General features: G+C 66.8%; 8 protein-coding genes. 3 read left to right on the forward strand and 5 right to left on the reverse strand.

Going from position 1 to position 13,619, the window contains the following annotated elements; translation table 11 throughout:
- Window positions 1-197: 197 nt before the first annotated feature.
- The gene (locus ACRQ5Q_RS02330) at window positions 198-893 is read right to left on the reverse strand and encodes a hypothetical protein (RefSeq protein ID WP_439395838.1); all 696 of its coding nucleotides are present in this window, start codon (window positions 891-893) and stop codon (window positions 198-200) included.
- 184 nt (window positions 894-1,077) lie between these two features.
- Between ACRQ5Q_RS02330 and ACRQ5Q_RS02335 the strand changes: the two genes are divergently transcribed.
- Window positions 1,078-2,058 carry a LysM peptidoglycan-binding domain-containing protein gene (locus tag ACRQ5Q_RS02335; RefSeq protein ID WP_439395840.1) on the forward strand — a complete coding sequence of 327 codons (981 nt, stop codon included), beginning with the start codon at window positions 1,078-1,080 and terminating at the stop codon, window positions 2,056-2,058.
- Window positions 2,059-2,239: 181 nt separating this feature from the next.
- Window positions 2,240-3,508 carry a Spy/CpxP family protein refolding chaperone gene (locus tag ACRQ5Q_RS02340; RefSeq protein WP_439399963.1) on the forward strand — a complete coding sequence of 423 codons (1,269 nt, stop codon included), beginning with the start codon at window positions 2,240-2,242 and terminating at the stop codon, window positions 3,506-3,508.
- Between the two features lie 327 nt (window positions 3,509-3,835).
- Here ACRQ5Q_RS02340 and ACRQ5Q_RS02345 read toward each other — a convergent pair whose 3' ends face one another.
- On the reverse strand, window positions 3,836-6,286 hold the full coding sequence (locus tag ACRQ5Q_RS02345) for an adenylate/guanylate cyclase domain-containing protein (RefSeq protein WP_439395842.1): 2,451 nt from the start codon (window positions 6,284-6,286) through the stop codon (window positions 3,836-3,838).
- Between the two features lie 210 nt (window positions 6,287-6,496).
- Complete coding sequence (locus tag ACRQ5Q_RS02350; RefSeq protein ID WP_439395844.1) at window positions 6,497-8,560, reverse strand: AsmA family protein; 2,064 nt, start codon at window positions 8,558-8,560, stop codon at window positions 6,497-6,499.
- A 235-nt stretch (window positions 8,561-8,795) separates the two neighbouring features.
- Between ACRQ5Q_RS02350 and ACRQ5Q_RS02355 the strand changes: the two genes are divergently transcribed.
- Window positions 8,796-9,470: a Crp/Fnr family transcriptional regulator gene (locus tag ACRQ5Q_RS02355; protein WP_439372501.1), complete on the forward strand. Its 675-nt coding sequence runs from the start codon at window positions 8,796-8,798 to the stop codon at window positions 9,468-9,470.
- Between the two features lie 70 nt (window positions 9,471-9,540).
- On the opposite strand, the gene ACRQ5Q_RS02360 is transcribed toward ACRQ5Q_RS02355, so the two are convergent.
- Together ACRQ5Q_RS02360 and ACRQ5Q_RS02365 are read right to left on the reverse strand one after the other, a co-directional pair.
- Window positions 9,541-12,690 carry an efflux RND transporter permease subunit gene (locus ACRQ5Q_RS02360; protein WP_439395846.1) on the reverse strand — a complete coding sequence of 1,050 codons (3,150 nt, stop codon included), beginning with the start codon at window positions 12,688-12,690 and terminating at the stop codon, window positions 9,541-9,543.
- The gene (locus tag ACRQ5Q_RS02365) at window positions 12,690-13,619 is read right to left on the reverse strand and encodes an efflux RND transporter periplasmic adaptor subunit (RefSeq protein WP_439395848.1); all 930 of its coding nucleotides are present in this window, start codon (window positions 13,617-13,619) and stop codon (window positions 12,690-12,692) included. The genes ACRQ5Q_RS02360 and ACRQ5Q_RS02365 overlap by 1 nt, the downstream gene beginning before the upstream one ends.

Here is a 13,619-nt window from a genome sequence, read left to right on the forward strand (position 1 = left end):
GAGAAATATGAATTGGAATAGAATCAGTGGGTTGGTTCCATCGCACGGAATACCGGGACCGTGGAGACCGTAGATGGGCAAGGGCGCGCGCTCTTCGCGCGACGTGCCCACCTTCCGCAGAAGCTGAAGAGGTGGGCACGCTTCCGCGCTTGCTCTTCGAGCTATGGCGGACAGTCGGTTTACCGACGAAGCCGGCTCTACCGCTTGATCTCCCAGTTCAGCGCTTCCGCATTGCCCTTGGCGAACATCGCCGGGACGTCGAACTTGCCGGTCTTGAGGTCATAACGGCATTTCCAATCCGCCAATCCCTTCACCGCGACATTCTTCGGATGCTTGTCCATCTCGCCCGACAGCGAGATCAGGAGGTAGCGGTTGTTGGGCCCGTCGACGCCGAGCCAGCGATAGGCATCTTCGGTGCCCTTCATTAAATTGGCCGAGATGTGATAGTCGAGCTTCATGTTCTTCGTATCGGGCCGGCTGTGAAAGTAGGCCCAGGCGAGATCGCTGAGCGATCTCTTCGTCGCGTTCACGAAGGCGCCGTTCTCGAAGTGGTAGAGAAAAAGATCCTGCGAGCCCGAACCGGTCTTCTGCATGCGTACGAGCCATTGCGAGTCACTGGTGAAGCGGAAGCCGGCGCCAAAGCCCTGCTCGGGCTTCAACTCCGTCATCTGATCGCCGCGCCGCGCCCAGGCCTGCCATTTGACGCCGAAAAGGTCTTCACTGTCCTTCATGTACTGCTCGAGCCTGGTGGCGCCGTCGGGCGAGGTGAAGGCGAGGTCGGCATTGTCCGTGAGAACGAACCCCGGCGGCGGGCCGGAGGCCGCGAGTGCGGGGGAGGCGGCGAGCATCAGGGCGAGCGCCAGCCATGGCGCGGGGCGAAACAATGCGGTCACGGGAAAGCCCTCGAAACATAGCCGCAGAGCGGCCTCGCTGATTGGACGCGGAAAGGGCCGTGCCGGTTCATCCGCACCGCGCCCGGAGCGTTGGCCGATCATCCCTTTGAGCGACTTGCTGCCGGAGCCAAATCGGCGCAATTTGCCGTCATTGGCTGATTTGCCAGCAAGGATTCGACCTCCGATGTTGACCGCAACCAAGGCCCTCATTGCGTTCTGCCTGCTCGCATTGGTCGGCACCGTCCTTGTGATCGGTCCGGGCGAACTGCGCCGGCTGTTGCCGGGCGGAGCGGGCACCGAGAGCGCTGTCGCCGCGAAGCCCGAGGCCAAGGCCATGGTGGCCGCAAAGCCTGAGGCCAAGCTCGAGGCCAAACCCGAAGAACCGAAGCTCGCCGCAGAGTCCGCGCCGTCTCCGTCGAAGCCCGTGGCCGAAACCCAGAAGCAGGTCACGGCCGCGCTCGCCGATCTCGCGCCGGTCAAGCCGTCAACGGCCGCGACCGACGCCGGACCCCGCTTCGACGTCGCCCGCGTCGACGATCATGGCGAAGCGGCGGTGATCGCGGGCCAGGCCGCGCCGGGGTCCAAGGTCGAGCTGCTGCGCGACGGCCAGCCGCTTCATTCGGTCATGGCCGATGCGTCGGGCCAGTTCGTCATGACGCCGCCGCAGCTTCCCGCCGGCAGCTACGAGCTGGCGCTGCGCGCCAGGGCGCCCGATGGCACCGTCACGCAGTCCAGCCGGACCATGCCGGTGACGATCGCGGAAATCGCGCCGCCGCCCGCGCGCCCCGCGCCGGTTGCGAAGCAGGCCGACAAGGTGGACGACAAATCGGACGTGGTGGCGTCGCTGCCGTCGGCCGCACCGCACCTGGCGTCAACGTCTCCCGCGGTTCGGCCCAGGATGATGGGTGCGGCAAAGCCAAGCGCCATGGCGCGGGCGCCTACGGTCGCATCGGCCTCGCCGGCCGACGCCCTCAGCGCCGTACCGACTGAAGCGGGCGGCACCCGGGTGATCTCCCGCGGCGACAGCCTTTGGGCGCTCAGCCGGCTCGCTTATGGCGACGGTGCCCGCTATGCAGTGATCTTCAAGGCCAACCGCGACAAGATCCACAATCCGAACCTGATCTACCCAGGCCAGACCTTCGTGTTGCCGCAGAAGCCGCAGTAAGCGTGGTCTCTCCTCTCCCTCTCGCCGCAAGCGGGCGGGGTTAGCGCGGCTCCCGGCGACGCTTCGCCTGTCCACTCCGGAACATTTGGTTCCCTCGCGCGTCATTGTGGATGAGGCGCATTGTGCTTCGTGCGGGAGGGAGGGCCAGGACGTGGCCAGGTCGGCACTCAGATCGGCGATCATGTCGGGACGCATGGGACTGGCGCTCGCCGGCGCGACCCTCCTGATTGCGGCAGTGCTGCTGCCGAATACGGCGCAGGCCCAGTTCGGATTGCGCGGCGGTCCGCTCGGCGTCGCGCGCTTCGCCGTTGGCCACGTGATCGGTCTGTCGCGCCTGCGCCATGCCCGCATGGCGGTGCGGGGCGGCCGCTACCGCTCTGCCGCGTTGCGCTCGCAGGATCCGCGCGGCGCCGAGCGGGGCCAGCCCGCCAATCCCTACATCCTGCGTGCGGCACTCACGGCGCAAGCTGCGCTGTCGGGCTGGCGCGGTGGCCGCAGCCCGCAGGGCTGGTGGCGTCACCCCGACGGCAGTTATGGCTGGGCCGGCCCGGTGTTCTGGCCGTTCGCATATGACGATCTCGCCAATGCAGTCATCTTCGGCGACAGCACCAGCCTCTCGCTTTATGGCTATGGCGACATCTATGCCGCGCTCTTCTCGCCCTATGCCGCCACCGAGCTCGCCGCCTACACCGCGCCGCAAGGCAGGCGCGCACGCAAGGTCCCCTCGCTCGAGAGCATTTGCGACGCCAGCGACACCGGTGGCCTGCCCGTCGATCGCATCGCTGCGACTGTGGCCCCCAACGAGCTGCAGCGCGTCGCGCTCGACGAGCTCGCCGCCGCCTGGAATGCAGCGCGCGACACCATCCGCACGGCCTGTCCGGCGCAGGCGCCCGCGACCGCGTCGGAGCGTCTCGGCCTGATGCGCGAGCGCATCGCGGCCATGATCAAGGCGACGGATGCGATCGAAGCGCCGCTCGCGAAGTTTGCAGCTCTCCTCAGCGACGACCAGAAAGCCAGGCTCAACGCCCTCGCCAATGATCGTCGCGCTGCGATGGCGTCTCGCCAGCCCAAGGACGCGCAGGCTGCGGCCGCTTGCCAGCCGGACTACGATCCCCGCTACGATGAAAAGGCGCAGCGCCAGTATGAGCAGCTCGTGCAGCAGCAATGGCCCGCGGACGAGATTGCGTCCACGCTCCGCCTCGACGAGATCGCCCGCGCCCGCTTTGAGGTGCTTCAGGACACCACGCTGCGAACCATGGAAACACTGAGCGCCTGCCCGGCAGAGGTCGCCGCGACACCGCTGGCCCGCCTCGCGGCCGTGAAGGCGCGGCTGGCGACGATGCTGCAGGCCGTGAACGGCGTCGCTGATGCGGTCGACGATTTCGAGGCCGATCTGAGCGACGAGCAGAAGGCGCGCTTCGAGGCGATCGGGCCGAAGCGGGGGGCGTGATCACCCGCACGCCCAGTCGAACTTCATGTCGTTGAAGTCGAGCTGCGCGTTGCCGCTACCGGCTCATCTCCGGCGCCGTCTGGCACGGCCGCATGGTGCCGCCGAGATGGTTGCGGGCGTGGTCCTTTCCAGTCGTGCAGGCGGAAATTATCGCGGCCCGGCGCGCCGCGCATCTCTTCGCGGAGAGATGTGGTTCGTGGGGAGGTGGAAGACGATACCCGCCGGTGTTTTGCCCGACGGGTCAAATCACGCCAGCGCCCGCGCAAGCCATTGATTCCACAGCACCCGTCTACTTTGCATGGGGTTGTTTTCGCGCTTTTGTTTCGGCTATCCCCGCCGGCGCGCCGCCGCGGCAGCATCCACCACGTTCTGGACTTCCTCGCGCCAGGACAAAATCTCCATCGCCAGCACCGGGTGATTGAAGCCCTTGAGCTGGAGATCGTCGAGCGCGCGGGCCTCGACCCAGGGCTCGACCATGCCGTAGACGCGGCGGCTGACCACGATCTGGTTGGGCTTGGCTTCGCTGCAGAGGCGGGAGGCGAGGTTGGTGACGCTGCCGATCGCGGCATATTCCAGCCGCTGCTCGAAGCCGACCTGGCCGAGCGTCGCATAGCCAAGCGCGATGCCGATGCCGAAGCCCAGGCTATGCCCGCGGTTGCGCCAGCGCTCGGTCAGCGGGCCGATGGTGTCGCGCATCTCCACCGCCATCTTCACCGCGCGCTGGGTGTGGTCTTCGAACTGGATCGGCGCGTTGAACAGGATCATCACGCCGTCGCCGGCATATTTGTCGAGCGTGCCTTCGTATTTGAAGATCAGCTTGCCGAGCGCGGCGTGATATTCGCGCAGCACGTTCATCGCCTCTTCCGGCTCGGTCGCTTCCGTGAAGGCGGTGAAGCCGCGCAGGTCGCAGAACACGACCGTGACCTCGCGGCGCTGGCTGGTGAGCAGCCCCTCGGAACTGTCGGAGGAGGCGATCAGCTGCGCCACCTGCGGCGCCAGGAAACGTTCGAGCTTGCGGATGCGCTCGATCTCGCCGAGCTGGGTCTTGACGCGCTCCTCCAGCGACTTGTTCCAGTCCTTGAGCTGCTCGGTCTGCTGCTTGAGCTTGTCGGCCTGGGCGCGCACGGTCTCGTGCGCCGCCTCCAGCGCGTGGCTCTTGTGATCGACCTCGGTGAACAGCCGCGCATTGCGCATCGCCAGCACCGCCTGGTTGGCGAAGGTGCGCATCAATCCGATGAGGCTGCCGGCGAACTCGCCACTGGGGCGTCGCAGCACCACCAGCGAGCCGAGCGTGCCCTGCTGGTCGACCAGCGGCACCACCAGCACCGAGTGGAAGCCGGCCGCGATCGCGGCGTCGCGCAGCGGCTGCTCGGCCGCATGATCGAGATGGGCGATCGCGATCGGCTCGCCGCTATTGGCGGCCTCGCTCAGGATGTTGTCGCCTTGATCGATCGAGACATGGGCGCCCTCGGCCGATCTGTCGATGCCGCCTGCCTCGACCAGGTTGAAGCGTCGCGTCTCGGCGTCATAGCCGTAGATCAGCACCGCATCGGCATGGGTGATCTCGATCGCGCGGGTCGCGATCGTGGGCAGCACGGCGTTGAGATCCAGCGAGGACGAGAGCGCGCGGCCGACCTCTTCCAGCACCTTGAGCTCGTTGATCGACTGCGCTAGATCGCGGGTGCGCTCCTCGACCTTGGTCTCGAGGCTCGAATAGATTTCCTGGAGTTGCGTGGCCATGCGGTTGAACTGACCCGCGAGGTCTTCCAGCTCGTCGGAGGTGTGCACGTCGATGCGGTGGCTGAAGTCGCCTTCGCCGAGCTTGTGCGCGCCGTCCCGCAATGCGGTGATCGGGATGATCATGCGGCGGGCGAGCAGCGTGCCGGCAAGGATCGCGACCATCAGGCCCATGCCGATCAGAAGCGCGACGCGCACCAGCTGGTCGCGGATCGGCGTCAATGCCTGCGTGGTCGGCTGCTCGAACATCACGCTCCAGCCGAGTTTCGGCACGGTGCTCCCAGCTGTCAGCACCGCATGCCCGTTGAAGTCGGTGCCCGACATCTCGGACGCGCGGCCCGGCGAAATCGCGGCCGCCACCTGCGGCAGCTTCGACAAATCCTTGCCGACATCGGGGCCCTTGGCGGACGTCGCCAGCACGCGGCCGCGCGGATCGATCACATAGGCGAAGGCGGCTTTGCCGACCTGGGCGTCGGACAGGAAGTCGGAGAGAAAGCTGAGGTCGATCTCGGCGACCGTGACGCCGGCGTTGAAGCCCGAATGCGCCACCGAGATCGACATGAACGGCGTCCGGTCGGAGAACCAGGCCGGCGCGTAGCTGACGCCGCGCGCGACGGTGTCGGTGAAGCGCATGTCGCGGGACAGATCGGCATTGCCGCCGGTCGTGGTCGACTGCCGCGAGACGCGCAGCACCTCGCGGCCGTCGCCATTGAGCTGGAATAGCTGGTTGACGACCGAGACCTGGTGCAGCAGCTGGGCGTAATCGGCGCGGCGCTTCTCGAGCGTGTCCTGGCTCGCCCGCGTCACCCAGCTGATCTGGCGCTCGAGCTCGGAGATCGACTGTTCGATCCGCCGGGCCGCGGCCTGCGCCTTGTCCTCAAGCCCGCCCGTCAGCTGCGTCTTGGTGGCCCGATAGGAGATCCAGGTCTCCATCGCGCCGTTGACGGCCAGCACGAACACGACGAGGCCGACGAGGGAGACGACGTATTTGGCGAACAGGCCCTCGCGCAGAAACCTTGTCTTGTCGTTCGCCCCAGCCATCCGGATCCTCTCGCGCCGTCGCCGCTGGCGCTACGGGCCGCGCAGCCCGATGCCCCTTCTACCACAATTTGGGCCGGCGGACGGGTGGACCGCCGGCGTGGTTACCCGTTGTGGGGCCGGGATGGGCCGAAGGGTGGTGAATTGTCGCAGCCTCATCCGTTCCGAGGAACCAGCAAAACGGGAAGCCGATGTAGGGGGCTCGGCGTAACATCATCGATTGAAGAGCTGCCGCAGCACGTCGTTCATCGGCTGGCTGTCCTGCTGCGCCACCGGCGGGTCCGCTTGGGCGGGGGGCGCGGGCGAAGCCTGCGGCGCCGGTTCGGGCGGTGTTGCCGGCAGGCCGCGGCTACGGCCGGTGCCCGTTGCGGTGCCAGTGCCTGTTCCTGCTCCACTGGAGAGCCCCTTCTGGATCAGATTGCCGATCGCCTCGCCGAGAGGACCGCCGAGCAGGTTATTCTGTTTCGGTTGCTGGACCTGCGGATTCGCATTGCCGGTTGCATTGTCGCCCGGCGCGGTGGCGCTGCCGAGACCCAGGCTTCCCAATATATTGCCGAGCCCGGCGCCGTCTGGCCCGAACAGGCCCTTGCCCATCTCGCGCAGCTTGGCATAGGCGGCGTCCGGATTGTCGAGCATGCCGGCCATGTCGGGGTAGATCTTCGGCTGCGACCAGCTGCCCTGGATCATCACGGGGATGCCGAAGCCGACCGGGTCGGAGGTGCGGCCCTGGCCTTCGGTCGTCATCACCAGCTTGGGCTCGACGCGGAAGCCCATCATCTTGGTGTCGAGCGCAATGGTGCCGGCGCCGGTGACGCGCACCAGCGGCCCGATCAGATTGAGATCGGTCGTCACCGCCTGGCCCTTGTCGATGCGGAAGGAGGCCGAGAGCTGCGACAGATCCGTGCTCTGCTCCTGGCCGCCGTTCTGGTTATCCTGCCAGCCGGACAACGTGCCCGTCGTCAGGGAGCGGATCATCTGCGCGACATTGATGCCGCGGATGGCGCCGTCCTCGAAATTGACGAAGGCCGTGCCCTGCATGTTCGCCATCAGCGCGCGCTGGCTGGTGCCGGCGCTGCGCAGGGCGAGCTTGGCCTGCAGCTTGCCGTCGATCCGGTCGAATTCGGCGAGCCCCTGCAGCAGCGGCAGCGCGCGCACGCCGATGATGTCGGAATGCATGGCAAAGCTCGGCGCGCCGGTGGTCGCATCCAGGATCACCTCGCCCGAGACCTGGCCGCCATAGGCGCCGAGATTGGCGGTGCCGGCCTTCAGCACGCCGCCGGCGAGCTTTGCGTCAAGCGCCAGCGGCGCGATGCGCGCATCGCCGATCACGGCCTCGTTCGCCGAGATCCTGATTTGGGCATCGACGTAATTGAGCCCGGACACGTCGATCGGCGCACTGCTCCATGGCTGTCCCGACCCGCCGTCAGGCGTTTTCGCCAGCGGGATCGCGAGGCGCTGGAAATCGAGATCGACCTTGACCAGTGGCTTGCTCGCGATGTCGACCGAAGCCCAGCCGTTGAAGGCGCCGTCGCCGAGCCTGCCGCTCACGCCGTTGATCATCACGACATCGCCATTGAGCCGCATCTCGGCATGGCCGGCGAGCTGGGACTTCAGCACGTCCGGCATGTCGATGGCGAAATCCACCGGAACGGTCGGCCGCTCGGCAGGCTGCGTCGGCGTCGCCGCCTTGATATCGAACTTGGTCGGGTGATCGCCGACGCGCGCGGTGCCGGTGATGTCAACCTTGCGGTCGCGCCGGACGACGGCGTTGGCGTTGATGGTGCTGATGCGGCTCTCGACGCGTTCGCGCACGCGCGCAAACGCGACCTCGCCGTCGATGATCTTGACGCGGTCGATGGTCGCACCGGCGGTGTCGAGCGCGATCGGCTTCGTCGCGGCCCCGGCGTTCGGCAGGCGCTCGCGCAGCAGCGGCTGGTAGAGCACGGGATGGGTCACGACGAGCTCGCTGATCCCAGGGGTGCCCGACCACACGCTGGAGAGCGACATGTCGGCCTGCACGCTGTCGACGGTGAGACGCGTGATGCCGCTGCGATCCTTTGGGTCCTGGAGCGTGAGGTCGTTCAGCGTGACGTTCAGCGTCGGCCACAGGCTGATTTTCGTGGCGCCATCGATCGAGAGGCGATAGCCGGTCGCGTTCTCGACGCGGGCGGCAATCGTCGAGGTCAGGAAGCCCGAGGGGATTCCGACCACGAGCAGAAGCGCGATCACGATGATGATGGCGGCGACCGCGGCGCCGGCGAATTTCACTGCTCTCATGTCGACTTTCCAACGACGGACGAACGGCGCCGAACCCGGCCGCTCACCCGTCCCTTGCACGTGAGTTTATCCCCGGACGGGAAGCCGCTCCAAGCGGTCAAAAATTGTCAGGGGGTGCTGCAAAGTTATGTGACTTATGACACACTTCTCCGGCGCGGTTTCACGCAAAACTGATGCCGATGGTTCCAAGCGATTTGCCGGCGAAAATGACAAGCAAATTCACGAGGACGTTGAAATGAGCAAACAGGCCGAATTTGCGGTCATCCTGAAGATGAACCCGATGTTCGCCGATCTCGGCGCGGACGAGCTCCAGCGGCTGTCCAATCTCTGCCACACCCAGCATCTGGCGAATGGCGAGGTGCTGTTCCAGAAGGGCGATCCCGGGGATGCGCTGTTCGGCGTGCGCCGCGGCCAGGTCCGCATCGAGACCGGCGCCTCCGATGGCAGCCGGCTGACGCTCAATTTCATGGGGCCCGGCGATCTGTTCGGCGAGGTCGCGGTGCTGGACGGGCAGGACCGTACGGCGGACGCGACCGCAGGCGAAGCCAGCGAATTGTTCGTGCTGCGACGCGAAGACTTTCTCGGCTTCCTAGAGCGCGAGCCGAAGGTCGCGATCAAGATCATCGCGCTCTTGTGCCAGCGCATCCGCTGGCAGAGCGAGCGCATGGAAGAGTCCATGCTGCAGCCGCTGCCGGTGCGCCTGGCGCGGCGGCTCTGCGCGCTCGCCGCCGATTTCGGCTCGGAGGTGCACATCTCTCAGGAGCAGCTCGGCGTCTTCGTCGGCGCCGCCCGCGAGAGCGTCAACCGCCAGCTCCAGGCCTGGCGCAAGGAAGCCATCCTCGATCTCCAGCGCGGCCGGATATTGCTGCGGAACATGACGAAGCTGACCGCGATCGCGCGGAACGAGTAAGGTGGCTGAGTTGCGTAATGCAACGTCAGTAACTCAGATCGCGGGCACGGGGCGCCGCCCATCGCAGAGCCTACTCCGCCGCCGGGTGCACGATGTTCTTCGGCCCCGGCCGCGCCTCCGCAGGCGCAGCCCCATGATGCTCCGTGGTCGCCACATCCTCACTGTGCACGATCAGCCGCTTGCCAAAACGCCAGATCAGGGCGCCGAGATCGTCCATCACCATGAACATCGCGGGCACGAACACCAGCGACAGGACCGTCGAGAAGAGCAGGCCTCCGATCACCGCGAGCGCCATCGGCGAGCGGAACTCGCCGCCGGCGCCGACCGCGAGCGCGCTCGGCATCATGCCTGCGGCCATCGCGATCGTGGTCATCACGATCGGGCGGGCGCGCTTCATGCCGGCGTCGATCATGGCCTCCTCGCGCGGCTTGCCGTCGCGGATCGCTTCGATCGCGAACTCCACCAGCATGATCGCGTTTTTGGTGACGATGCCCATCAGCATCAGGATGCCGATCCACACCGGGGTCGTGAGCTGCTTGCCGGTGATGAGCAGGGCGGCGATGGCGCCGCCGATCGAGAGCGGCAGGGAGAACAGGATGGTGATCGGCTGCAGGAAGGTGCCGAACAGCAGCACCAGCACGGCATAGACCATCATCAGGCCCGCCGTGATCGCGGTGGCGAAGCCGTCGGACAATTCGTTCAGGCTTTCGGCGTCGCCTGACGGAGAGACCTTCACGCTCTTCGGCAAGGTCTTCATCACCGGCAGGTCGTAGATCTTCTTGGTGGCATCGCCGAGCGCGGCGGAGCCGACGAGGTCGGCTGCGACCGTTGCCTGGCGCTCGCGGTCGTAGCGGTTGATGCTGGTCGGACCCTGGTCGAGCTTGACGTCGGCGATCACCGAGAGCGGCACGCCGCCCTTCTCGCCGCGCTCGCCGAGCGGCACGCGCAATTGCTCGAGCGTCTTCAGATTGCCGCGCGCGGCGTCCTCGAGCTGCACCCGGATCGGCACCAGACGGTCGCCGACGTCGAACTTGGCGAGCGCGGGCCCGACGTCGCCGATGGTGGCGACGCGGATGGTCTGCGACAGGCTTTCGGTGGAGACGCCGAGGCGCGCGGCGAGATCGGCGCGCGGCTCGATGCGCAGCTCGGGCCGCTCCAGCGTGGTTTCCGAGATCACGTTCGAGATGGTCGGAATCCGCTTCATCTGCGTCGCGAGCTCGCTGGCGACGTTGTTGACGATGTTGGCGTCGACGCCGGTCACGACCAGCGAGATCGCGCGCAGGCCGTTCTCGTCGAGGAACCAGAAGCGGATGTCCGGAATGTTCTCCAGCTCCTGGCTGATCGAGAATTCCAGCTCGCGCTGGGTGATGTCGCGGTCGGCCTTGGGCGTGTAGTTGATGATCAGGGCGGCGCGGCGGACCTCCTGGGTGCCGGGCGGAACGCGGCCGCCGTCGACGAAGATGCTCTTCACCTCGGGCCGCTTGCGCAGCCGGGCGACGATGTCCTCGGTGACCTTCTCGGTATAGGCGAGCTGGGTGCCCGGCGGCAGCTCGAGCGCCAGCAGCGAGCGCGCGCTGTCCTGCGCGGGCAGGAAGCCCTGCGGCAGCAGCGTGATGCTCCAGATCGAGGCGGCGAAGATGCCGAAGCCGATCAGCACCGTGATGAAATAGTGCTTCACCGACCAGGCCACGATCCCATGATAGGACCGCAAGATGCGGCCGGGCGGCGGCTCCTCGTGATGGCCATGCTTGAGGAAGTAGGCGGCCAGCACCGGCGTGACGAAGCGCGCGGCGAGCAGCGAGAAGAACACCTGCACCGAGACGGTGATGCCGAACTGCTTGAAGAACTGCCCGGCGATGCCGGACATGAAGCTCGCGGGCGCGAAGATCGCGATGATCGTGAGCGAGATCGCGATCACCGCGAGGCCGATCTCGTCGGCCGCTTCCAGCGCGGCACGATAGGGCGATTTGCCCATGTTCATGTGCCGGACGATGTTCTCGATCTCGACGATGGCGTCGTCGACGAGGATACCCGTCGACAGCGTGATGGCGAGGAAGCTGACGAGGTTGAGCGAGAAGCCGAGCAGGTCCATCGCCCAGAACGCCGGGAAGATCGACAGCGGCAGCGAGATCGCGGCGATGATGGTGGCGCGCAGGTCGCGCAGGAACAGCAGCACGATGACGACGGCGAGGATGGCGCCCTCGAACAGGGTGGAGATCGCCGCTTCGTAATTGCCGTTGGTGTAGTCGACCGAGGTGTCGATCAGCTTGAGGTCGACGTCGGGATAGGCCGCCTTGAGCGCGTCGATGCGCTTCTGCACGGCGGCGGCGACCTTCACGTCGCTGGCGCCCTTGGAGCGCTTGATGCCGAGCGCGACCACCGGCTCGCCGTTGAAGCGGGCGAAGGTGCGGCGGTCGGCGATGGTGTCGGTGACGGTGCCGAGATCATCGAGCCGCACCTCGCCGCCGCCGAACAGCGGAACCATGGTGCCGGCGAGGTCGCCCAGCGTCTTGGCGCCGGCGAGGGTGCGGATCGCCTGGTCGTTCTTGCCGATCTCGGCGCGGCCGCCGGCGACGTCGACATTGGTGCCGCGCAGGCTCTGGCTGACATTGACCGCGGTCAGTCCCATCGCCTGCAGGCGGTCGGGATCGAGCGAGACGAGGATTTCGCGCTCGACACCGCCGATGCGCTCGACCTGGGCGACGCCGCGCACGCCCTGCAGCGCGCGCTTGACCACGTCGTCGACGAAATAGGAGAGCTGCTCCGGCGTCTTGCCGGGCGAGATCGCTGCATAGGTGACGATCGGCAGGCCGATCACGTCGACGCGCTGGATCAGCGGCTCGGTGACGTTCTGCGGCAGGTTCGAGCGCACGCGCGTCACCGCGTCCTTGACGTCGTTGAGCGCGCGATCGGTGTTGGTCTCCAGCGCGAACTGGATGGTGGTCAGCGACAGGCCGTCGGTGATCGACGATGTGATGTGCCTGACGCCCTCGACGCCGGAGACCGCGTCTTCGATGGTCTTGGTGACCTGGGATTCGAGCTCGGCGGGCGCCGCGCCGAACTGCGACACCGCGACCGAGATCACGGGGATGTCGGCCGAGGGCAGCCGCGTTACCGCGAGCTTCACGAAGGAGGTCCAGCCGAGCACCAGAAGGATGATCGAAAAGACGACCGACGGCAGCGGATGTCGGATCGACCATGCCGAAATATTGAGAGCCATCAGCGTACCCGCGTGCGATCGAGTTCATCGGCGAACATGGTCTTGATCTGGTCGCCGTCATGGAGCGAAGAGCCGGCGTCGGCCACGACGATTTCGCCGACCTCGAGCCCTTCCAGGATTTCGGTCGCGGTGTCGGACGACAGTCCGACCCGCACCTTGCGCGTCTCGACCGTGTTGCCTTTGACGACCTGCACGGTGCGATGGTCGATGGCGGTCTTGGGGACCGCGACGCCGCAGCTTCGCTTGGCGTCGATCGAGGCGCGCGCGAACACGCCGACCTTCAGCGAGGGATTGTTGGTGACGCTGATGCGGACGCGGCCGAGCTGCGTGGCGCGGTCGATCTCGGGCGCGACCAGCCGTACCCGCCCGATCAGATCGGGCGCGTCGTCGCGGCTGATGCGCACGGTCGCGCCGGGACTGAGCTTGGGCATGTGGACCGCCGGAACCTGAGCGTCGAGCTCGATCTCGTTGTTGACGGCGATGCGGAACATCGGGCCGGCCTGTGGGGAGGCGGGCGCGCCGACGATGGTGCGGACCTCGGTGACGAGACCCGGCGCAGGCGCCTTCAGCGGGATCGGGCCTTGCGGGCCGGGCCGCTGCGGCTGGCCCGGAATCTGCGGCGGCGCGGTCAGGCGCGCCAGTTCCTGGTTGTCGGTGACCAGAGTACCTTCGGTGACGAAGAGGTCGGTGACCTTGGAGCCTTCCTGGTCGGCGATCACCACTGCTTCGCGGCGCGGCACGAAGAAGCCGGTCACCCGCACGAGGTCGGAGAAGCAGGCATTGGTCGACTTCGTCACGATGACGAGCGCCGCGCTCGGCGTCTCCTTCACCTCGGGGCGGCGCCGATGCTCGAACAGATAATAGCCGACGCCAAGGGCCACGACGAAGGCCACGGTTCCGGCTGGCTTGAGATATTCGGAGAGGTTCAT

The organism is Bradyrhizobium sp. PMVTL-01, assembly GCF_051861855.1.
Taxonomy (GTDB): Bacteria; Pseudomonadota; Alphaproteobacteria; order Rhizobiales; family Xanthobacteraceae; genus Bradyrhizobium.